The sequence below is a fragment of the Bradyrhizobium sp. LLZ17 genome, from assembly GCF_041200145.1.
In the GTDB taxonomy this organism is placed as follows: domain Bacteria; phylum Pseudomonadota; class Alphaproteobacteria; order Rhizobiales; family Xanthobacteraceae; genus Bradyrhizobium.
Genome location: NZ_CP165734.1, coordinates 4,278,522 through 4,300,469, shown reverse-complemented (window position 1 = coordinate 4,300,469; position 21,948 = coordinate 4,278,522). Strand labels below are relative to the sequence as shown.

Sequence of the window (21,948 nt, the reverse complement as noted above, 5' to 3'; positions counted from 1 at the left end):
CCGGCCAATTCTGTCGCACCCGCAATGCCAGGGAACCTCCGCCCGGCCCCGGAGCTCTCGAACAGCCCCGCGGAACTACGGTGCTGCCCTTGCTTAACGGGGCCTTAGCCCGCAGCCGCTATTTTTCCGGCATTGCAGACATGTATTCGGGGACCACAATGCGAATTGGGAAGCTTTTCGCGCTATCGATGCTGACGGTGACGGTATTTGCAGTCATCCTTGGCGCCGAGGTGCTTGTACCCCAGACGCGCATTTTCACGAACCGCTCCGACGCGATCAAGACGGTTGAGGCGTTTGGTGCGACCCTGATGGTGAGCCAACAGGTCGCCAGCCTTCGCGCCCCTTACATCTCCCCGATCTTTCAGGAGGGGACTGCGACGCAGCCCCAGACCGAAGCTGCCGCGAAGGCGGCGAAGGCGGCCGATGCCGCATTCGAGGGCGCAAGGCGCGCTCTCATGGTGCTGAATGATTCCGGACCGATGATCGAAAAGCTGGACCGTACCGCGCGGCGGCTCAAGGATATCTATTCGGCGGCAGATCGTGCGATGGCCGTTCCGCTGGCGGCGCGCGACAGCGCCGTGATCAAGGGCTTCCTGCCCGGCGTTGCCGAGGTCATCGGCAATATCGAGCCGATCATGAACCGGCTCGAAGCGGAGGTCATCAATGCCGATTCCTCGCTTGCTGCGCTGTTGAGCCTGGCGCGAACCGCACAGGATCTGCGCGTCTCGGCCGGCAGCCGCGCCGCGTCGTTGTCGCCGGCACTGAGCGCGCATCGACCGCTCACCATGGCCGAATTCTCGCTGATGGATCGCATGCAGGGGCGTGTCGAGGCCGACCGCGATCGCATCGAGGCCGGCATCGACCAGCTCGGAAGCCCGTCCCGCATTGCCACCGCGCTGAAGGCGGCGACGGATCCTATTTCGGCAAAGCAGCGCTCGTCGTGGACAAGGAGATGCCCGCGGCCCATAGCGACGGCAAGTATGGCATCAACGCCGACGAGCTGGCGAACGTCATCGTGCCCGCCATCCAGATGTTCTACGGCGTGCGTGACGCCGCGCTGGCGGAAGCGGCTGACCGCGCCTCCGCCGCGCGCGATGGCGCGCTGGCGATGCTCGCGCTCGCCGGCGTGGCGGTGTTGGCGCTGCTCGGGACGCTCGGCGGCGTGACCATGATGCTGCGCAGCCGCGTGGTGACGCCGCTCAGCCGGATCGCCGACGTGATCGCAGCGCTCGCCGCCGGACAGCACACGGTCGAGATTCCCGCAACCGGCCGCAATGACGAGATCGGCCAGGTCGCGGGCTCGCTCCAGCACTTCAAGGACTCTCTCGTCGCTCAGAAATCCGCCGACGAGGCCGCCGCAATCGAGGCTGAGGCAAAGCTCAGGCGCAGCCAGCGCATGGACCAGATCGCGCGCGAGTTCGAAGCCATGATCGGCGACGTCATCAACACCGTGTCCTCGGCATCTTCGGAGCTGGAGACATCCGCGGGAACGCTGACGAGCACGGCCGAACAATCGGAGCAGGTCACGGCGACGGTTGCGGCCGCGTCCGAACAGGCCTCCACCAATGTTCAGACCGTTGCCGCGGCCGCCGAGGAAATGGCGTCCTCGGTCGACGAGATCAGCCGGCAGGTCCAGGACTCGGCCCGCATCGCCGGCGAAGCGGTGCAGCAGGCCGGGCGGACCAACGATCATGTCGGCGAGTTGGCCAAGGCCGCCGGCCGCATCGGCGATGTCGTCGAACTCATCAGCCAGATCGCGGCCCAGACCAATCTGCTCGCGCTCAATGCCACCATCGAGGCGGCGCGCGCCGGCGAGGCCGGACGCGGCTTCGCCGTGGTGGCGTCCGAGGTCAAGGCGCTCGCCGAGCAGACCGCCAAGGCCACCGGCGAGATCAGCCAGCAGATCACGGGAATCCAGACGGCGACCGGCGATTCCGTCGGCGCGATCAAGACGATCGGCGATACCATCACCCGCATGTCCGAGATCGCCTCGGCGATTGCCTCGGCGGTCGAGGAGCAGGGCGCGGCAACGCGGGAGATCTCCCGCAACGTGCAGCAGGCGGCGCGGGGCACCCAGCAGGTCTCGGCAAGCATCGTCGACGTGCAGCGCGGCGCAAGCCAGACCGGATCGGCGTCCTCCCATGTGCTCGCGGCAGCAAAGTCGCTGTCCGGCGAGAGCAGCCGCCTCAAGGTCGAGGTCGGAAAATTCCTGGACGCGATCCGGGCCGCGTAAGGAGCGGGTAGCCGGCCGCGCTCAGAACTCGCCGTGCAGCCTTCCCGAGATCACCGACACCGGCCCGCGGTCGGCGTTGTAGGCGGGGTTGACGATGAGCTGGTAGTCGGCGGTGAGGGTCAGATTCTTATTCAGCGCGTAGGCGTAATAGGTCTCGAGGATGCGCTCCTTGCGGTAGTTGAGGGCACCATCGCCAACGAGAACGCCGAGCCCGCCGGCGGCCAGGAAATCGCGATAGTCTTGGGAGATGGCGTTGACTGCGCCGCCGATGCCGATCACGTCGTCGGGCCGGCCCCATTTCGCGCCCTTGATCGACAGCCCGGCGGACAGGCTGCTGTTGATATCCGTGAAGGCGAGCGTTTCGGTCTTGCCGTCGTTCCAGCTCCAGCGGCCGAACAGTCCGACATCGTCGGTGATGGCCTGTTCGAGATTGACGACATAGCCGACCTTGATGCGGCCGCGCCGGGTCTGCGTGATGTCGAGGTTGAGCGCAGGATTGTCCAGCGTTTCGCGGAAGCTGCCCATATTGGCGCTGTCGACCCAACCCATGGTTCGGATCTTGCCGGGCTGCGAGAACAGTGAATAGCGCGTCTCGAGCTCGACCACGTATTGACCGCGCTCCGGCACCCTGGTGTCGAAATGATTTGAATTGGATTCCGCGACCATCAGGAAATAGCCACCGCGCACGGCCCATTGCTTCTGGTTGAGCTCGGCGGTGACGCCGTAGGTGAGTCCGACCTTGTCGGCGGAATAGTCGAAGGCGCCCGGCGCCCATATCGACCAGTTCATGAAATCCTTGCGCGTGTCCTTGGCGTAAGCATTGCCGTCGAACACGTCGGTCACGGCGAACTTGCCGGCCTGCAGCGTGAGGCGGGAGACGTCGACCTTCTCTGCAAGCTGCAACTGGCCGCTCGCAAGCTCCTCCTGCTCGCCGCCAAAGCCAAAGGTCTGGCGCAGGAAAAGACGCGAGGTGTTGTAGTGCGGGTAGGGGAAGTTCGACTTCTGCGCTTCGCCACTCGGGAAACCGGCTGCGCCCACCGTATCGTTCAGCCCAAATCCCTGAAGCAGCTCCGGATTGTAGTAGACCTCACCGCCCTCCCACAGCCGCGCGTTCAGAAACAGGCTGTTGCTCCAGGTCGCCTTGGCCTGCGCCGAAGGCGACAGGGAGTTCGCGCCGCTGTAGCGGGCAGGGAAGGAGGGATACCCCTGCGGCAGATAAGTGCCCTGGCCGTGAATCTCCCAGCGATCCGATTCGGTATTGGCCAACGAGCTCTTGGGATCGTAGCTCGGCACGCCCGGCCAATCGATCTTGCGATTGAGCCCGATCCGCAGGCTCTGGAAGTCCATCGACGACGAATATTGCGCGCCCGTGGGGAAGGTGACGTTGGCGTTCTCGAACTTGCTGTAGAGATATTCGAGCCGCGCGCTCCAATGCGGTGCGAACGCGTATTCGACGCCAGCGCCGGCCACCCAGCCGAACCGCGTGTTCAGAACCTTGTCTTCGTTGCCACCGGTGGGCGTCGAGAGAAAGCGTTCGCCGGCAAAGGCCGCGCCGCCGGTCGCGTAGAACAGCCAGGCGCCGGTGCTGTAGCCCAGGCGCGCGCGCAGAGTTGCGACATAATCCCAGCGCTCCTCCGCGCTTGACAGCGCGGTGGTCGCCGACGACACCACGTGGTTGGAGGGCAAATAGTTCGGAAAGGAGATGTCGCCTTCGACACCAAGCAGCAGGCCCGAGTTGAGGCGCCAATTGTAACCGGCCTGCACGCCGCCGGTCGCGCCGGTGAAGACATTTTTGTCGGTGGCGACCGTGGGATCGGTCAACGTCGCCGAGGACGTTCCGCGGGTGAAACCGGTATGCGCGCCGATATAGAGGCCGGTCCAGTCATAGACCGCCCTCAGCGCCGGTGCCTTCAGCGGCAGGTCGGCTGCAAGGCTCGGGTTCGGCAGCACCAGCACGCCCGTGGCGACCGCCGCGGCCGTCCGCAAGTACCGGTGTCGATGCCCTCTCAACGTCAACGCACGCCCCCAAACGCGAATATGCCTCAGCCGCCCCGACATCCCTGCCGATTCGCGGCGCTCCTGTCATCAGGGTCCGGCTGATTGTCCGATCCGACGAGATGATCTCGATGCAAGGGGATTTAGTCCCAAGCCCCTGCGCTTGCTGCAAACCTTATTGCGAATGGTTCTTAATAGCAACGAGTACAGAATGTCGTGGAAGATGGTTCGCATCCTTGTGTGACGGGACTGCAACAAATTCTGGTCGCCAAAACGGTTGACCCCGCCCGGGGGGACAGCCGGGCGGGGTCGGGGGCACGACACGGGGTGGATGAGGCGCCCGTGTCGGACGCGGGATCCACGTGAGATCGGCCTCAGGTTCTCACATCAATAGCAGGTGCGAACGTTGCCGACGTACTGGCCGAAGGCGTTGTACTGGGCGACCCAGCCGCAACAGTGATAGCCGTAATAATAGGGCTGGCTGCTCGCAGCGACCGCGGTGCCGACGATGGCGGCGGTGGCGATGCCGGCACCGATGGCCCAGCCGATCGGCTTGGCTTCGGCCTGCGACGTCGTGGTTACGATGCCGCCGGTCACGGCGAGGGCAGCGAGAGCGACAGCGGCAATTTTGGTCTTGATCGACATTTGAAACTCATCCGGGTTGAGGGCGGGTCCGTTGTGGTCCGCGTGCCCCATTGGACGGAGGCTTGCCCGAACCGGTTCGAAGCGGCTGGCAGCAGCCGCGGATCCCGGCTCATTCCCGAATGATTCCAGATGGATGGTGCCTAGCCGAGGGGTCCCTTGGCGAGCCTGTTCACGTCGAAGTTATCGACCTCCGCAAGCAACTCGCAGAAGGCGCGCGCGCCGTGCTCGATGAGTTGCCCGCCTTTGTCAGCGACAGCAAGGGTCGCATTGCCGATAGCTCCGCTGGCGTTGAGATCCTGCGCCTGCCAGGCGAATGGCGCCGGCCGCTGCGTCGACAGCCAGCGATATTGCTTTTCCAGCGCGAGACTGCTCGCGGGAAAATCTGCGATCGCATCCATGCGCACCTGATCGGGATAGCGCGACAGCATGATCGAGGTCTCGACGGCGCCGCCGTGAATGCCGTGGCGCACTTCATCGGCCGGAAATAATTGGTCCGCGCCCGACAGCCGCGACCAAGATGTCGTCACCACGAACAGCTTATGATGCGCGCGCAGATCCTGCGCGACCAGCATCATCGCCGCGCTGTTGCCGCCATGGCTGGTGATGATGACGAGCTTCTTCATCCCGAGCCGCGCGATGTCCTCGCCGATCGCGGTCCACTTCTCCAGCGCCACGTTGGTCGGCAGTGTCTGCGTGCCCGGATAGTCGATGTGCTCGGTGGAAATCCCGACCGGTTCAACGGGGAGGAAACTGGCCGGAATGGTCTCGGGCAAGAGCTCGCGCACGCGCGCGAGATACGCCTCCGCGATCAGCACGTCGGTCTCGAGCGGCAGATGCGGCCCATGCTGTTCGGTCGCGGCCAGCGGCAGCACCGCGATCCAGCGCGATATGTCCGCAGCGCCAGCATCGGCCCAGCGGATCTCGGTCCAGTCGCGGGAAGGCGTCATCAAGTTTTCCTTGCAAGTTTTCCCTGGAGGTTTCTTTGCGCGAATTTGTCACGTATTTTGGTGTTATGGAGGGACGCGGGCCGGCCGGTTCGCGTCCCCGAACGTCTTGCGGTTTTATCGCGTTGGTTTGGTGTCGGCTAGAAGCGATCGACGGAGTCCAATTATGCGCCTCATTCAGCTCTGGCGAGCGTTAACGGTTGCCTTTTATGCCGTATTCGTCTCGGTCGTCCCGGCGCGCGCCGAGACCCTGGACAAGGTCAGCTTCGGCACCAATTGGGTCGCCGAGGCCGAGCACGGCGGTTTCTTCCAGGCGGTCGCCGACGGCACCTACAAGAAGTACGGCCTCGACGTCACCATCGTTCCGGGTGGTCCGAACGAGAACAACCGGATGCTGCTGATCGCCGGCAAGATCGATTTCTTCATGGCCGCGAACACGCTGATGTCGTTCGATGCAGTCGCCAACAACGTCCCCGTGGTGACGATCGCCGCGATCTTCCAGAAGGATCCGCAGGTGCTGCTGACACAACCGGACGCCAAGGTCAGCAAGATCGAAGATTTGAAGCCGCTGACGCTGTTCGTCTCCAAGGAGGGCATGACCAGCTATTTCCAATGGCTCAAGTCCGAATATGGTTTCAGCGAGAAGAACGTCCGGCCCTACAATTTCAATCCGCAGCCCTTCATCGCCAATCCCAAGAGCGCGATGCAGGGTTACGTGACGTCGGAGCCGTTCGCCGTCGAGAAGGCGGCCGGCTTCAAGCCTAACGTGCTGCTGCTCGCCGATTACGGCTTCAACACCTATTCGACCCTGGTCGAGACCCGCCGCGACATGGTCGAGAAGAAAACCGATCTCGTGCAGCGCTTTGTCGATGCCTCCATCGTCGGCTGGTACAATTACATCTATGGCGACAATTCCGCCGGCAACGCCATGATCAAGAAGCTCAATCCGGAAATGACCGACGAGCTGCTCGCCTATTCCGTCGCCAAGATGAAGCAATACGGCATCGTCGATTCCGGCGAGTCCTTGAGGAACGGCATCGGCGCGATGAGCGACGAGCGCTACACCTCCTTCTTCGACAAGATGGTGAAGGCCGGTGTCGTCAAGCCCGATCTCGACTTCCGCAAGTCCTACACCTTGCGCTTCGTCAACAAGGGCGTCGGCGTCGAGCTGCGCCCGAGCAAGCCGTAACGCATGCTGCGGCTGGATCGATATGTCGCGGCGCAGTTCACCTCTCCCGCAGGGAGAGGTCGGATCACATCGTCAGATGCGATCCGGGTGAGGGCTTATGCTTTCTCGTGGGACGAGAGCCCCCTCACCCGCGCCTTCGGCGCGACCTCTCCCCGTTGGGGAGAGGTGGGCAGCTCGGCTCAGCAACTCACATCCAACGCGCAATGGTAGAGGGCAAGACCTCGCCCGGGGTCGAAGCCGGCCTGACGGCGCTCGCCGTGAGCCTGCGCGGCGTGACCAAGGCTTACGACAATGGCGTCATGGCGCTCGGCCCGCTCGATCTCGCCGTGCGCAAGGGCGAGTTCATCTCGCTGCTCGGCCCTTCCGGCTGCGGCAAGTCGACCGCGCTGCGGCTGATCGCGGGGCTCGCTGCACCGTCGTCCGGCGCGTTGCGCGTCGCGCATCGCGAGGGCCCGCAGCAGCCGGGCCATGGTATCGGATTCGTGTTCCAGGAGCCGACGCTGATGCCCTGGACCAGCGTGCGCGAAAACGTCCGGTTGCCCTTGAAGCTTGCGCGCATCCCGAAAGCCGAGGCCCGCGCGCGTGCCGACGCGGCGCTGGCGAGCGTCGGGCTTGCGGATTTCGCCGAAGCCTTCCCGCGCGAATTGTCGGGCGGCATGAAGATGAGGGTGTCGCTGGCGCGCGCGCTCGTCACCGATCCCCATATCCTGCTGATGGATGAGCCGTTCGCAGCACTCGACGAGATCACGCGCTTCCGCCTCAACGACGATTTGCTCGCGCTGTGGCGGGGCTTGCGCAAGACCATCATCTTCGTCACCCATTCGGTGTTCGAATCCGTCTATTTGTCGCAACGCGTCGTGGTCATGACGGCGCGGCCCGGCCGCATTCAGGCTGACATCCGCATCGAGACAATCGAGCCGAGGGCCGAGGAGTTTCGCACCTCGGTCGCCTATTCCGATTATTGCCGGAAAGTGTCGGCCGCGCTGGCGCCGTCCTATTTGGGGCAGTCGGTGCTATGAACGCGCAGCCCGCCATGACTACCAGACCGTCCGGCGCGCAACGCGCGGTACGCTTCGTGCTGCCCGTCATCGTGTTCGCCGCCGGCTTGATGGTCTGGGAACTCGTGGTTCGCGTCAAGGAGATCCCGCCCTATGTGCTGCCGGCACCGTCCGCCATCTTCCTGACGCTGATCAAGGACTGGGCGGTGCTGTCGCAATCGCTCGCGACCACGCTGCTGACCACGCTGGAAGGCTTTGTCGCGGCGAGCCTTGGCGGCATCGCGCTGGCGCTGTTGTTCAACCAGTCGAAATGGGTGGAATATTCGCTGTTCCCCTACGCCGTCGTGCTTCAGGTCACGCCGGTGATCGCGATCGCGCCGCTGCTGCTGATTTATCTGGAGCAGCAGACCGCGGTCGTCGTCTGCGCCTTCATCGTCGCCTTTTTTCCGGTGCTGTCCAACACCACGCTCGGGCTGAATTCGGTCGACCGCAACCTCGCGGGACTGTTCCAGCTCTATGGCGCCTCGCCACAGCAGACCCTGCGTTTCCTGAAGCTGCCGGCGGCGCTGCCTTACATCCTCGGCGGCCTGCGCATTGCCGGTGGACTGTCGCTGATCGGCGCTGTCGTGGCCGAGATTGCGGCGGGAACGGCGGGCGCAGGCTCCGGACTGGCCTACAGAATCGCCGAATCCGGCTACCGGTTGAACATACCCCGCATGTTCGCAGCGCTGCTGTTGTTGTCGCTGGCCGGGATTGTCATCTATGGGGTGCTGGCGCTAGTTTCCCACCTCGTTTTACGGCGCTGGCACGAGAGCGCGCTTGGAAAGGAAAATTGATGACCGCCGGTTCGATTTCGTCCGACAAGATCGACCTCCTGATCTATGGGCCGGTGCGGCCGATCCTCGAGAACGGTTTTTCCGATCATTTCGTCGTGCACAAGGCTGAGACGCGAGGCGATCTCGAGCGGTTGACGCCGGCGGTCCGCGAGAAGATCCGCGGCATGGCCGTGACCTATCATACCGTCCGCGCCGACAAGGACTCGCTGTCGCAATTGCCGAAACTCGAGATCGTCGCGAGCTTCGGCGTCGGCTACGACCACGTCGATGCCAGATATGCGGCCGAGCACGACATCGTCGTCACCAATACGCCTGATGTCTTGACGGAGGAGGTCGCCGACGTCGCGATGGGCCTGCTGCTCGCCACCTTGCGCGAATTCATCAAGGCCGACCGCTATGTGCGCTCCGGCCTGTGGCGGACTCAGAACTATCCGCTCAGCGTCGGCTCGCTGCGCGACCGCAAGGTCGGCATCGTCGGCATGGGCCGGATCGGCCAGGCGATCGCACGCCGCCTCGATGCGTCGCTGGTGCCCGTGGTCTATCACACCCGCAATCCGTCCAAGGACGTCTCCTACAAGCATTATCCCGATTTGATCGAGATGGCGAAGGCGGTGGACACGCTGATGGTGATCGTGCCCGGCGGTGCGTCTACCGAAAAGATGATCAATGCCGAGGTGCTGAAGGCGCTCGGCCCGCGCGGCGTGCTGATCAACGTGGCGCGCGGCTCCGTCGTCGACGAACCGGCGCTGGTGCAGGCACTGAAGTCCGGCACCATCCTCGCCGCCGGCCTCGACGTGTTCGCGGCCGAACCCAACGTGCCGGACGAGCTCAAGACCATGCAGAACGTCATCCTGCTGCCGCATATCGGCTCGGCGTCGGTGGTGACGCGCAACGCGATGGACCAGCTCGTGGTCGACAATCTCAAGGCCTGGTTCGCCGGCAAGGCGCCGCTGACGCCGGTTGCGGAAACGCCGGTCAAGGGGCGCTGATGATCGCTGTCCGGGTCTTCGCATTGGCGGTCGCGGCATCTCTTGCCGCAATCGGCGCTGCGCGGGCGCAGGATGCGACGACGCTGAAGAAAGAGATGGTCGGGCAGTGGGAGCTCTCGACCACCGAACGCAGCAAGACCTGTGTCGTCACCATGAAAGCCGATCCTACCGGGCAAGGTTTCAAGCTCGAGCTCGAGCCGGCCTGCAAGACCGCGCTGCCGTTCACCAAGGACATCGTCGCCTGGAGCGTCAGGGGTCTCGACATCGTTCGCCTGCAGGATGCCACCGGTGAATCCGTGATCGACTTCACCGAGGTCGAGGCCGGCATTTTCGAAGGCCTGCGGCAGGGCGAGGGCGTCTACATCCTGCAAGACCTCGCCGCCGCCCGCTCGATGGCCAAGTCGATGGACCAGATGATCGGCGACTGGTCGATCGTGCGCGGCAACGGTCAGCCGGTCTGCGGCTTGACGCTGACCAACACGGAAGCCGGCCCGGATAATTTCCAGGTCTTCCTCAAGCCAAAATGCGACGCGGCCATTGCGCAGTTCAACCCGACCCAATGGCGGCTGGAGCGCGGCCAGATCATCCTGCTGTCGAAGACGGGCGAGGCCTGGCAGTTCGAGGCCGACGACAACGCGCAGTGGCGGCGCGTGCCCGATACTGCCGATCCCCTGATCCTGCTGCGGCAGTAGGCGCCGCCCGGCTTTCGAATTTTTTCATGACTTGTGTCGATCTGGCGTCGGCTGGACCGTCATCTCCCTAGCGAGCTGATTTTGCGGCCGAAACGGCGGCGTCTCGCCTCAACAGGAGTTTTGCATGCGCTTCATGTACATCGTCACCTCCCCGAAGCCCCCTATGGGCCCGTCGCCTGCGCTGATGGAGGCGATGCAGCGGATTTCCGAGCGGGAGATCAGGGCCGGCCGGATGCTCGACAATGGGGGCCTGATGCCGCTCGCGACCGGCGCGCGGGTGCATGTCGCCGATGGCGAGCTCAGCGTTATCGACGGCCCGTTCGTGGAGGCCAAGGAGGTGATCGGCGGCTATGCGATATTCGAGCTGCGCGACAAGGAGGAGGCCCTGACGATGGCCAAGGAATTCATGCAGCTGCACCTCGACCATATGCCGGGCTGGGAAGGCACGTGTGAATTGCGGGCATTTGCGACGCCGGGCGTGGACGTGGCCTGCGAGGTCGACGCGCGCGCGGGGGTAGCCGCCCACGCCTGATGGCTGAGACAGTCCACCCCGGTCGGCGGCGATGACCGCCGCCGACATCGATCGCGTCATCCGCGCCAATTGGCGTGTCGTGCAGCCGCGGCTGATCGCCACGCTGTCGCGGATGCTGCGCGACGTGCCGCTTGCGGAGGAGCTGACCCAGGACGCGCTGGTTGCGGCGCTGGAAGCCTGGCCAAGCATGGGCGTGCCCGAGAATCCCGGCGCGTGGCTCATGACGACCGCCAGGCGGCGGGCGCTCGATCATCTGCGCCGCGGCAAGATGCTCGCGGACAAGCACGGCATGCTGGCGCGGGACATGTTGCAGGAGCAGGCGACCGTGCCGGATTTCGATGCCGCGCTCGACGATGACATCGGCGATGAATTGTTGCGGTTGATCTTCACGGCCTGTCATCCGATCCTGTCGCGCGAGGCCCGCGCGGCGCTGGCGCTGCGCATGATCTGCGGCTTGACCACGCCGGAGATCGCGCGTGCCTACCTCGTGCCGGAAGCAACGATCTCCCAACGCATCGTCCGCGCCAAGCGGACGCTGTCGGAATCCGGCCTCGCCTATGAGACCCCCAGCGGCGAGGCGTTGTCACAGCGCCTCGGCTCGGTGCTGGAGGTTGTCTATCTCATCTTCAACGAGGGCTACCTCGCGGCGCGGGGAGAGGAATGGCTGCGGCCGCAACTCTGTGACGAGGCGCTGCGCATGGGCCGGGTGCTCGTCGCTCTCGCGCCGGAAGAGCCCGAGGTTTATGGCCTCGTCGCCCTGATGGACCTGAATGCCTCGCGCTTGCATGCGCGCACCGATGCAAACGGCGATCCCATTCTGCTGATGGACCAGGATCGCATGCTCTGGGACCGGTTGCAGATCCGTCGCGGCCTGCGCGCGCTCGAACGCGCCGGCGAGCTCGGCGGCGCGAGCGGATTCTACGCGCTTCAGGCCGCCATCGCGGCGTGTCACGCCACCGCGGATGTGGCTGCCAGCACCGATTGGCGGCGCATCGCGCAGCTCTACGCCGAGCTGGCGCGGCTGGTGCGCTCACCGGTCATCGAGCTCAATCGCGCGGTCGCGGTCGGGATGGCCGAGGGACCGCAGGCCGGACTTGATATCGTGGATGCGATCGCCGGCGAGCCGGCGCTGACGGCCTATCATCACCTGCCGGCGGTTCGTGGCGACCTCCTGCAAAAGCTCGGACGCCTTGCAGAGGCACGTCTGGCGTTCGAGGCCGCCGCGCAGCTCGCGACCAACGGCCGCGAACGTGCGCTGATGCAGCGCCGCGCCGAGGCCCTCCGCGACGAGCCTCTCTAGGATGTCGGCTTGGGCGGCGGCGCGGTGCCTTGCGCCCATTTCTCCATCTTGCCGAGCACGCCCCAGGCTGTGAGCGCCAGCGAGATCGGGAGCGCGAACTGGCTCAGGCCCGGGACCGCTGAGGCGATCGTCCCGAACAGCCCGGCAAGACCTCCCGCGTTCGGGCTTGCCGTTACCGCGGAGAGCAGCGCAGTGATGAGCGACCCGCCGATGCCAATCGCGGTTTTCTTGCCGTTGAGGAGATTGCCGATGGTGTCGCCGAGCGCGCCATTGACCTGGCCGAGGACGGGCTTGTTGCTGAGCAAACCGCTGAGCAGGTCGACCACCTGTTTGAGTTGGTCGGTCGCAACCGGATTTGCCGCCGCCGTTCCGGGTGCGGGAGCCGAGTTGCTGACGAGAGAGAACAGCCGTTCGAGCACGCTGACTGCATTGTTGGCCGCGGGCTGTATGCTTGCCGCTGTGGCTCCTCCCGGTTGCAACAGCTGTGCGAGGCTCTCGAGTCGGTTCAGGATTTGAGAGAGCTGGTTGGGCTGCGCTCCGGGCGCCGTTCCTGTCAGCGGGCCCGCGACCGGCGTTGCACCTGTCGGCGTCGCCGCGCCCGGCTGCAGGAGCTGGGCCACGTTTTCCAGTCGGCTCAGGATCTGCGACAGCTCGACCGGCGATGCTCCCGACGTCGTGCCCGCCGGTGTTGTCGCCGCCGGCGGTATGACCTGCGTGAGGTCTTCCAGCCGCTTGAGGATCTTGGATAGGTCAGGAGGCTGCACCGCCACCGGTCCTGGCGGTGTGGCCTTCGTGATCGCGGCAATCGTGGTGCCGTCGAGCAGGCCAGTGTCTTTCAGGCCGTTGCGTTGCTGGAATTGCGAGACGGCGGCCTTGGTCTTCGGTCCGCAGATGCCGTCTTCGTCGAGCGGCGGATTGGCACCGAGCTTGTTGAGCGTCTGCTGCATCAGCAGGACCGACGGCGCCATGTCGTCGTCGGGTTCGGAACGGCCGGCGATCGGCGGGCTGCCGTCGAGCGTGATCGAGGAATCCTGCGACATCATCGCATGCAGGATCACCGCGGTGCCGAGCTGGGAGTCGGCATGGCCCGGGTCGAAGACGTGGTCGGCGACGAATTTGCCGGCGCGTGCCTCGGGCGGCCCGTAGAGGGTCGAGCCGCCATAGAGATAGGGCGAGTTGACGCCCTTGGCGTGATAGCCGAGGCCATTGAAGCACTCGAGCCTGAACAGGGTCCGCGCGGCGCCCCAGTCCTGCGTTCCGACGAAATTCTCGATCCTCAACGCGTCCACGGCGCCGTCGACGAACGAGGCGAACGGACCGCGCCCTTTCGGGACCAGGCATGTCGCGCGATGTAGCGTCTCGCCGTTGCCGAGATAGGTGTCGAAATCGAAATTGGACTCGCGATAATGGCACAGCGCGACGAAGTGCCAGGGCACCCCGGTCAGCCGCTCGACCTGCTGATAGCTCGCCTTGCCATTGATCGCCTTGCGCGCGACGGCGTTGGCTTCGGCGAGGCGTGCGGGCCGGATCTCGAGATTGGCCCAGTTTCGCTCATATTCGCTCTTCAGAGTCTCGAATGACACCATTTTCCCGCTCCCGCGAATTCATAAAATATTGGTTCGTCGTGCAAGTCAGGCGCGAGCCGCGTGCCATCGGCGGGCAGGGGCTCTCGGCGTGGCCCGCTGAATGTGGCAGGCCGCCGCTCCGGGGTATGTGAAATGGCTTACACGCTCGGCGGGAAATCAGCGGAGCAGCTGTGGCCAGGGTCACGAGAACCCCGATTGCGGCAGTGCAGTCCGAAGCGGCCGGCCGACGACACGACTGCGCCAGTCGGGGAACCGGCAAGGCCGGTCGTCCGTTAGCTATGGAGTTTGTTTGGCAAGGAGACCTGCTTGGTCAATCGCGTCCTCGCGATCGGCATCGAGCCTGGAAGTGCGGATTACAGCGCGTTTCCGCAGCTCACGCCGGAGCTCGTGCGTACCTATATCGAGGCGCAGCTCCTGCGCCTGCGTGATCTCGGCTACGAGGTCACAAGCTGCCTCATCGATCTCGACGCGACCGCGGAAGCCAGCGTGACGGCAGCGTTGCGCGATGAGCGCTTCGACTGCATCGTCATCGGAGCCGGCCTGCGCGAGCCCAGGCAACGGCTACTGCTGTTCGAGAGAATTGTGAATCTGGTCCACCGGCTCGCACCGGAGGCGGCGATCTGTTTCAACACGACGCCGGCCGACACCGTCGAAGCCGTGGAGCGCTGGGTCAAGCCCTGAGATGATGTTGGCGGCGGCTGCATCGCATGCGGTCTGGGATGCCTTCGAGCCCGGACTCCGGCGCCGTCGCGCACGGCGTCAACCCCGCGATCTGCGATTGTTCTGGCTCGAATCCGCTGGCGGCGCTATGACGTGTTTCAGCACAATGGAGGGCTTGGAATGCTTCGTGGTCTTGGAATTGCGGCGTGTCTGACCGTGGCCATGGCGATGCCGGTCCATGAAGCAGTGGCGCAGGATGCAATTGGCGGTGCCATCCTCGGCGGCGTCGGTGGGGCGATCGTTGGTGGCGCGCTTGGCGGCGGCCGTGGCGCGGCGATCGGAGCCGTCGTCGGCGCCGGCACGGGTGCCGCAATCGCCTCCGAAGGCGAGCGCCGCCGCTCCGGATACTACGCCTATCAGCGCGGCTGCTACATGCAGCGCCCCGACGGCCGCTATGTCCCCGTCGATCCCCGGTATTGCTACTGAGCGGTCATCCGCTTCCAGCGGGCACGCAGTTGAACCGTGAGCGGCAACTAAATCAGCCGCATCCCGCGCAGGCTCGCATGCCCACCCTTGCCGACGATGATGTGGTCGTGCACGGAAATCCCGAGCGGCTTGGCGATGTCGATGATGGCCTTGGTCATCTGGATGTCGGCCTGCGACGGCGAGGGATCGCCAGAGGGGTGGTTGTGCACCAGGATCAGCGCGGTTGCGGATAATTCCAGCGCGCGCTTGATCACCTCGCGCGGATAGACCGGGGTGTGGTCGACCGTGCCGGTCTGCTGCACCTCGTCGGCGATGAGCTGGTTGCGCTTGTCGAGAAACAGCAGCCGGAATTGCTCCTTGTCGGCAAACGCCATGCTGGTGCGACAATAGTCGATCACCTCGTTCCAGGACGACAGAGCGTTGCGGCTGTTGACCTCGCCTTTGGCGACCCGGTGCGCAGCAGCGGCGATCAGCTTGAGCTGGTTGATCGCGCCTTCGCCTACGCCCTCGATTTTGCGCAGCCGCGCCACCGGTGCGTGGACGACCTCGGCGAATGAACCAAAAGTCTTGATCAGCGCCTTCGCAAGCGGCTTGGTGTCGCGCCGCGGCAATGCCGGAAACAGCGCCATCTCCAGCAGCTCATAGTCGCTGAGCGCATCCGCTCCCGCGCTATAGAAGCGCTCGCGCAGCCGCTCGCGATGGCCGAGATAGTGCGGCGCGTCCTCCGGCTTGCTCTTGTCGTGGTCGGCTTTGGCGGGCATCGGCCGCCAGCATTGCCGCGGACCGGCGCTTTTGCAACCGCCAATTGCGGCGCCGCTGTTCTAGCCGCCCGGTTTCAGCCGGCACCAGCGTCTCGCTTCGGCGAAGGCATTGTAACAGCCACTATTCCGAGCACGATGAGCACCATTCCGCACAGAATCGACCAGGTAAAGCGCTCGCCTAGCAGAGCGCTGCCGAGTGCCACCGCGAATCCTGCGCGCAGGTAACTCCCGCTGGTCGTGCCGAGCGGGCCTAGTGTATGGATCAGCCGAAAATAGATCACCATTGCGAGGGCAGTACAGACGATCGCAAGGCCGAGGACCGCGGCCATCGCCTGCACCGTGGGGGTCAATTGCCAGGGCTGATCGAGGATGGCGGCCGCGGGAATCATTACGATCGCGGCGGAGGTCATGGCGCCGGCCGCCGTAACGATTGCGGGGAGTTTCGAAAACCGCTGTCCCCACATCGGTGCGAGCGCGTAGCAGAGGCTCGCGCTGAGCACGGCCAATTGCGCAAGCGCCGGCGCCGTGCCGATCCCGGAGAGCGCGCCGATGCCCATCGTTACCGCCACTCCGGCCAGGCCAAGACAGACGCCGGCGATTTTGCGGCCGCTGATCGTCCGTCGCCCGCGCTGCGTCATCATCGCGATCAAAAGCACGAACATCGGCGGGCTGGCGTTGAGCACGCCGGCAAGACCGCTCGCGATATGAATCTCACCCCAACTGATCAGGGTGAAGGGCAGCGCGCTTTGCAGCAGCCCCTGGACGAAGAGAGCAGCCCATACCTGGCCCTGTCTCGGGAGTGAGTGTCCCTGCGCCACGGAGATCAAAGCGAGCAGAATTGCCGCGATCGCGACACGCGCGGCGACCATCGTGAACGGTGGAACCGTGGGAATCGCTACCTTGATCAGCGTGAACGAACTGCCCCAGATCAAAGAAAGGAGCAACAGAAGCCCAATCTCCGGGGTAATCGTGGTTTGCGCTAATGTTGCCCGTGGCGCCTGTGTGCTCATGCGATTTGCTCCGGAGTTGATCGGCAACATGATCCAGAGCGACGGCGCAGGCTGGCTGAATTCGGACCTCATCGCCCGATCGAGTCCGATTTCAACTACTCGGCGTGCTGGGCGGGTATTATTCTTCCGCCATGGCGACAAGCTCGGCACATCGGCAAGCGCTGCCCCCGCATCTCGACCGGGAAACCTGCGATCGGGCGCGGCTGTCGCGTTCGCGGGCCTTCGACGGCCTGTTCTTTTCCGGCGTTCGCTCGACGAAAATCTACTGCCGCCCGGTCTGTCCGGTTCGCCCGGCGCGCTCGGAGAACGTCACCTTTTATGCTACCGCGGCCGCCGCCGAACGGGCCGGCTTTCGCCCGTGTTTGCGCTGCCGGCCGGAAGCGGCGCCAGGATCTCCGGCCTGGATGGGAACCGCCACCACCGTTGCACGTGGGATGCGGCTGATCGGCGACGGTTTTCTGGATCGCGCGTCGGTGGTGGACCTCGCGGAAGCCCTAGGGGTCGGACCTCGCCATCTCCTGCGCTTGTTCATGCGCCATGCCGGTGCGAGCCCGAGCGAGATCGCGGCAACCCGCCGCGTGCAGGAAGCCAAGCGTCTGATTGATCAAACCGAGATGACGTTGGCCGAAATCGCCTTCGCCGCAGGCTTCGGCAGCGTTCGCCGATTCAACGATGCTTTTGCGGCGACCTACAAGCGGCCACCGTCGTCGTTCCGCCGGCGATAGGCGATGCGATCGAGCGGTAGCTACACGTTACCCGATCTGCTTCTCGCCGTGCCGCTCCGACAGCGTGAAGATCTCGACGCCGGTGGCGGTGACGCCGACGGAGTGCTCGAACTGCGCCGAGAGTGAACGGTCGCGGGTCACGGCGGTCCAGCCGTCGGAGAGATCTTTACATGCGGCTTGCCGAGATTGATCATCGGCTCGATGGTGAAGAACATGCCGGGCTTGAGCTGCACGCCTTCGCCGGGCCGGCCGATATGGATGATGTTCGGCTCGTCGTGGAACATGCGCCCGAGGCCGTGGCCGCAGAAATCGCGCACCACGCTCATGCCCTGCGGCTCGACGAAGCTCTGGATGGCGTGGCCGATGTCGCCGGTGGTGGCGCCGGGCTTCACCGCGGCGATGCCGCGCATCATGGCTTCGTAGGTCACTTCGATCAGCCGCTCGGCCTTGCGCGCGATCGGGCCGACCGCATACATCCGGCTGGAATCGCCATACCAGCCGTCGAGGATGAAGGTGACGTCGATATTGACGATGTCGCCTTCCTTCAGCGGACGGTCGCCGGGCATGCCGTGGCAGACCACGTGGTTGAGCGAGGTACAGGTCGAGTAGCGATAGCCGCGATACATCAGCGTCGCCGGATAGGCGCCGTGGCTGAAGGCGAAGTCGCGAACGAATTGGTCGATGCGCTCGGTCGGCACGCCGGGCCCGACGATGTCGGTCAGTTCGTCGAGGCACTTGGCCACCAGCGCGCCCGCCTTGCGCATGCCGGCAAACGCGCTCGGCCCATGCAGCTTGATCTGTCCGGTTTTGCGGAGCGAGGTATCGGTGGCTTCGACGTAGCTCATGCGGATGCGGTCTTCTCGGCACGGAGCCGGTATCGAGGTGGGCGCAAGGGTCTGATTTCAGGCCCCAATTTAATGATCGCGGGCCTTCATGCAAGCCAAGCTTGGCGGGCATGCGCCCGAAAGCCGGCTCAATTCGGGACTTCTACGGTGGTTTCCACCGGGAGCGCGCCGCCGCGGACGCGGATTTCGCGGACGGGATAGGGAACCCGGATGCCCTCGCGCTTGAAGGCGTCCCACAGTGCCAGCATCACGTCGCTCCTGACGTTGTCCATGCCGTCGGGGTCGGCGAGCCAGAGGGTCAGCGAGAACTTCATGCCGGCTTCAGCGAACTCGGTCAGGATGCAGTTCGGCGGCTTGGCCTTTTGGGCGCGGGGGTGGGCGGCCGCGGTGTCGATCGCGAGCTTGCAGACCAGCTTCGGATCGGCATCGTAATTGGTGCCGAAGGTGATCTTCACCAGCGTGTTCTTGTCGGTATAGGTCCAGTTGACGACCTTCTGCGTCACCAGATCCTCGTTCGGCACCAGGAATTCGCGGCCGTCGCCGGCGGCGACGGAAATATAGCGCGTCTTCATCGCGCTGATGCGTCCGGTATTGTCGCCGATGGTGACGAGGTCGCCCGGCTTCACCGACTTGTCGGCGAGCAGGATGATACCCGAGATGAAATTGGCCACGATCTTCTGAAGGCCGATACCGATGCCGACACCGACGGCACCGGAGAACACCGCGAGCGCCGAGAGGTCGATGCCGACCGTTCCGAGCGCGATCACGATCGCGACGGCGAGCAGTCCGATGCGGATGATCTTGACCAGCAGCACCTGGATCGACGGGGTCAGGTCGGAGGCCGAGTTGATCTTGCTCTCGGCGAAATTGCTGGCGACGTTGGTGAACCAGAGCGCGATGATCAAGAGCGCTCCGGCCTTGAGCACCAGCAGCGGCGTCAGCCGCAGCCCGCCGAGCACGATCGCATAGGAGTCCAGCAGCTCGACCGTGGCATCGAGCTGGCCGAGGATGGACAGCGCTGCGACGAACCACGCCGTAATCGACACCAGCTTGACGATGAATTCGTTGCGCAGCACCGAGGTCAAGAGGCGGATCGCGAGCCAGGCCAAGCCGAGCTTGGCGGCGACCATCAGCAGATAGCTGCGGCTCGGCCAGGTCGCATGGTACATCACGATGCGCGAGATGATCACGACCAGGGTGAACACCGCCGCCGAGGCGCTGGACACCATGACGCGAACGAAGTGCCGCAGCGGCAGCGGCCAGCCCATCGCCAGCGACGTCATGTCGACGCGGTTGCGAACGGCGGCCTCCGCCGCATAGGCGATCCCGGTCGCCACCAGAATCAGACCAAATTGCAGGTAGAACCAGGGCGAGGAGATTTCCGCCCCGACGCCGCGCGCGGTCGTCTGCACGAGCTCCATGAGGTCTTTGAGGTCCATGTCCATCCGGAGGTCTCGTCGGGAAGCGGTCGGGATTGATTCGAGGGAGAAGCAGAATCCCACAAAGGCAGCGGCGGGACCATCGATACACCGCCCTCCGACGCGCGTTAAGGCCGCAAAATACGGGCAGATCGCCGCGAGCGGGAGAAAATATGTTGGCGCGGGAGTCTGCCGACGATAAGGATGCCATTCCAGTGATTTGCCAGCGATTTGCCAGCGATTTGTAACCGGAAGGTGGATGGCCTCTCTCGATTCCGTCAGCATCGCCATTCTGCTCGGCGCCGTCCTGATCATGGCCGGTATCCTGTCGAGCCTGCTTGCGTTGCGCTTCGGCGCGCCGCTGCTGCTCGTCTTCCTCGCGATCGGCATGCTGGCGGGCGATTCCGACCCGGGCAGCTGCAGTTCGACGACGTCCGCACCACCTATCTGGTCGGCTCGGTGGCGCTGGCACTGATCCTGTTCGACGGCGGCTTAAGGACACGCTTTGCCAGCATCCGCACCGTGCTTGCGCCGTCGGTGATGCTCGCAACCGTCGGCGTGCTCCTGACCGCGCTGATCACGGCGCCGTTCGCGAAATATGCCCTCGACCTCAACTGGACCGAGTCGCTGCTGGTCGGCGCCGTGGTGGCCTCGACCGACGCCGCCGCGGTGTTCCTGCTGGTGCATACCCAGGGCCTGCGCCTGCGCCCGCGTGTTGGTGCGACGCTGGAAGTGGAATCCGGCACCAACGATCCGTTCGCGATCTTCCTCACCTTGATGCTGGTCGAATACATCTCGCTAGGAACGGGCACGGCCACGCACGTGCTGATGGAGTTCGCGCAGGAGGCGGTGCTGGGCGCCATTGTCGGCGTGATCGGCGGGCGCCTGGTCGTCATCGCGCTCAACCAGGTGGCGCTGCCGCAGGGCCTGCATGCGCCGTTTGTCACCACGGCCGCGCTGGTGATCTTCGGCGGCTCGCAGATCATGCACGCCTCGGGTTTCCTCGCGGTCTATCTCGCCGGCATCGTCATCGGCAACCGGCCGACGCGCGCGCACAATTCGGTGGTGGCTTTCCTCGATGCGGCGACCTGGCTGGCGCAAATCGTGATGTTCGTGCTGCTCGGCCTGCTGGTCTCGCCAAGCCGGCTCGGCGCCAGTGCGTTGCCGGCGGTGGGGGTCGCATTGGTCCTGATGCTGGTGGCACGGCCGCTTGCCGTGTTCGTCTGCCTGGCGCCGTTCCGCTTCAACTGGCGGGAGAAGATCTTCATCGCCTGGACCGGCTTGCGCGGTGCGGTCGCGATCTTCCTGGCCTCGATCCCGATGCTGGTGGGCCTGTCAAAGGCCTATCTCTATTTCGACGTCGCCTTCGTCGTCGTCATCATCTCGCTCCTGCTGCAAGGCTGGACCCTGGCACCCGCCGCGCGCAAGCTGCACGTGGCGCTGCCCCGCGCCGAGCGCGGGCCGCGCCGCGTCGAGCTCGACCTGCCTGGCCAACTCGAGCAGCAGCTCGTCGGCTATCCGGTGCGGCCCAAGAGCCTGTATTTCCGCCGCGGCCTGATCCCGTCCTGGTCCAAGCCGACGCTGGTGATCCGCAACGAGAACATCTTGACGCCCGTCGAAGCCGATCCGATCGCGCCCGGCGACTACATCTATTTGCTGGCCCCGCCGGAAAAGGCCGAGTCGCTCGACCGCTTCTTCGTCGACATGCAGCCGAGCACGGCGCCCGACCCGCATCTGCTCGGCGACTTCATGGTCTCCGGCGAACACACGCTGGCCGAACTCGCCGAGATCTACGGCGTGAAGGTGAGTGAGGACGAAGCCAAACTGACATTGGCCGACTGGTTCGACATCAACCTCGATCGCGCGCCGAAAGAGGGCGCCGAGCTCGCGCTGGACGAGATCGTGCTTGTGGCGCGAAGCATCTCGGGCGGCCGCGTCAACGTCGTCGGCCTCCGCCTGCCGGAAGACGAGGAAACGCCCGCGCCCTTGACGCGCCGGCAAGCGCTGCGGCGCAAGCTCGCGGATCTCTGGACGTCGGTGGCGGGGGTTTAGCCGCTACGCAGCCCGCATTGAGTTTGGCAGGCCGGAGCCAACCCCGTCATTG

Annotated in this window: 17 protein-coding genes and 3 pseudogenes; 12 read left to right on the top strand and 8 right to left on the bottom strand. The window is 64.9% G+C overall.

Annotated elements, in window-relative coordinates; translation table 11 throughout:
- The first annotated feature begins 158 nt into the window (after positions 1–158).
- Positions 159–2,233: pseudogene (locus AB8Z38_RS20725) on the top strand (methyl-accepting chemotaxis protein).
- A 21-nt stretch (positions 2,234–2,254) separates the two neighbouring features.
- On the opposite strand, the gene AB8Z38_RS20720 reads toward AB8Z38_RS20725, so the two are convergent.
- From AB8Z38_RS20720 to AB8Z38_RS20710, 3 genes are all read right to left on the bottom strand, one after another.
- A complete protein-coding gene (locus AB8Z38_RS20720) occupies positions 2,255–4,219 on the bottom strand; it encodes a carbohydrate porin (RefSeq protein ID WP_369719700.1) in 1,965 nt (654 codons plus the stop codon).
- A gap of 396 nt (positions 4,220–4,615) precedes the next feature.
- Positions 4,616–4,873, bottom strand: a complete 258-nt coding sequence (locus AB8Z38_RS20715; protein WP_369719699.1) for a hypothetical protein — start codon at positions 4,871–4,873, stop codon at positions 4,616–4,618.
- Between the two features lie 140 nt (positions 4,874–5,013).
- Positions 5,014–5,820, bottom strand: a complete 807-nt coding sequence (locus AB8Z38_RS20710) for a creatininase family protein (RefSeq protein WP_369719698.1) — start codon at positions 5,818–5,820, stop codon at positions 5,014–5,016.
- A gap of 163 nt (positions 5,821–5,983) precedes the next feature.
- Here AB8Z38_RS20710 and AB8Z38_RS20705 point away from each other — a divergent pair, with 163 nt between their 5' ends.
- The 7 genes from AB8Z38_RS20705 to AB8Z38_RS20675 all read left to right on the top strand — a co-directional run bounded on the left by AB8Z38_RS20705 (position 5,984) and on the right by AB8Z38_RS20675 (position 12,353).
- Complete coding sequence (locus AB8Z38_RS20705) at positions 5,984–7,006, top strand: ABC transporter substrate-binding protein (RefSeq protein ID WP_369719697.1); 1,023 nt, start codon at positions 5,984–5,986, stop codon at positions 7,004–7,006.
- Positions 7,007–7,209: 203 nt separating this feature from the next.
- A complete protein-coding gene (locus tag AB8Z38_RS20700; RefSeq protein WP_369719696.1) occupies positions 7,210–8,025 on the top strand; it encodes an ABC transporter ATP-binding protein in 816 nt (271 codons plus the stop codon).
- A gap of 14 nt (positions 8,026–8,039) precedes the next feature.
- Positions 8,040–8,840 carry an ABC transporter permease gene (locus tag AB8Z38_RS20695; RefSeq protein WP_369719695.1) on the top strand — a complete coding sequence of 267 codons (801 nt, stop codon included), beginning with the start codon at positions 8,040–8,042 and terminating at the stop codon, positions 8,838–8,840.
- Positions 8,840–9,829: a 2-hydroxyacid dehydrogenase gene (locus AB8Z38_RS20690; protein WP_369719694.1), complete on the top strand. Its 990-nt coding sequence runs from the start codon at positions 8,840–8,842 to the stop codon at positions 9,827–9,829. Before AB8Z38_RS20695 ends, AB8Z38_RS20690 begins: the two co-directional genes overlap by 1 nt.
- Positions 9,829–10,521, top strand: a complete 693-nt coding sequence (locus AB8Z38_RS20685; RefSeq protein ID WP_369719693.1) for an AprI/Inh family metalloprotease inhibitor — start codon at positions 9,829–9,831, stop codon at positions 10,519–10,521. The genes AB8Z38_RS20690 and AB8Z38_RS20685 overlap by 1 nt, the downstream gene beginning before the upstream one ends.
- 124 nt (positions 10,522–10,645) lie before the next feature.
- Positions 10,646–11,053 carry a YciI family protein gene (locus tag AB8Z38_RS20680; protein ID WP_369719692.1) on the top strand — a complete coding sequence of 136 codons (408 nt, stop codon included), beginning with the start codon at positions 10,646–10,648 and terminating at the stop codon, positions 11,051–11,053.
- A gap of 31 nt (positions 11,054–11,084) precedes the next feature.
- A complete protein-coding gene (locus AB8Z38_RS20675) occupies positions 11,085–12,353 on the top strand; it encodes an RNA polymerase sigma factor (protein ID WP_369719691.1) in 1,269 nt (422 codons plus the stop codon).
- Here AB8Z38_RS20675 and AB8Z38_RS20670 read toward each other — a convergent pair.
- Positions 12,350–13,939, bottom strand: a complete 1,590-nt coding sequence (locus AB8Z38_RS20670) for a peptidoglycan-binding protein (protein WP_369719690.1) — start codon at positions 13,937–13,939, stop codon at positions 12,350–12,352. The two genes, AB8Z38_RS20675 and AB8Z38_RS20670, sit on opposite strands and share 4 nt — an antisense overlap.
- Before the next feature lie 306 nt (positions 13,940–14,245).
- Between AB8Z38_RS20670 and AB8Z38_RS20665 the strand changes: the two genes are divergently transcribed.
- Positions 14,246–14,620, top strand: a complete 375-nt coding sequence (locus AB8Z38_RS20665) for a hypothetical protein (RefSeq protein ID WP_369719689.1) — start codon at positions 14,246–14,248, stop codon at positions 14,618–14,620.
- A gap of 159 nt (positions 14,621–14,779) precedes the next feature.
- On the top strand, positions 14,780–15,085 hold the full coding sequence (locus tag AB8Z38_RS20660; protein ID WP_369719688.1) for a glycine zipper domain-containing protein: 306 nt from the start codon (positions 14,780–14,782) through the stop codon (positions 15,083–15,085).
- A gap of 47 nt (positions 15,086–15,132) precedes the next feature.
- Here the strand turns inward: AB8Z38_RS20660 and radC are convergent, their stop codons facing one another.
- Positions 15,133–15,846: a DNA repair protein RadC gene (radC, locus tag AB8Z38_RS20655; RefSeq protein WP_369719687.1), complete on the bottom strand. Its 714-nt coding sequence runs from the start codon at positions 15,844–15,846 to the stop codon at positions 15,133–15,135.
- 74 nt (positions 15,847–15,920) lie between these two features.
- Positions 15,921–16,886: a DMT family transporter gene (locus tag AB8Z38_RS20650; protein WP_369719686.1), complete on the bottom strand. Its 966-nt coding sequence runs from the start codon at positions 16,884–16,886 to the stop codon at positions 15,921–15,923.
- A gap of 101 nt (positions 16,887–16,987) precedes the next feature.
- Between AB8Z38_RS20650 and AB8Z38_RS20645 the strand changes: the two genes are divergently transcribed.
- Complete coding sequence (locus AB8Z38_RS20645) at positions 16,988–17,581, top strand: bifunctional transcriptional activator/DNA repair enzyme AdaA (RefSeq protein WP_369719685.1); 594 nt, start codon at positions 16,988–16,990, stop codon at positions 17,579–17,581.
- A 27-nt stretch (positions 17,582–17,608) separates the two neighbouring features.
- On the opposite strand, the pseudogene map reads toward AB8Z38_RS20645, so the two are convergent.
- Both map and AB8Z38_RS20635 read right to left on the bottom strand, forming a co-directional pair.
- A pseudogene (gene map, locus AB8Z38_RS20640) lies at positions 17,609–18,426 on the bottom strand (type I methionyl aminopeptidase).
- A gap of 128 nt (positions 18,427–18,554) precedes the next feature.
- Positions 18,555–19,871 (bottom strand): mechanosensitive ion channel family protein, encoded by a 1,317-nt coding sequence (locus AB8Z38_RS20635; RefSeq protein WP_369719684.1) that lies wholly within the window; start codon positions 19,869–19,871, stop codon positions 18,555–18,557.
- A gap of 232 nt (positions 19,872–20,103) precedes the next feature.
- On the opposite strand from AB8Z38_RS20635, the pseudogene AB8Z38_RS20630 reads away from it, so the two are divergent.
- A pseudogene (locus AB8Z38_RS20630) lies at positions 20,104–21,896 on the top strand (potassium/proton antiporter).
- The last annotated feature ends 52 nt before the right edge of the window (positions 21,897–21,948 follow it).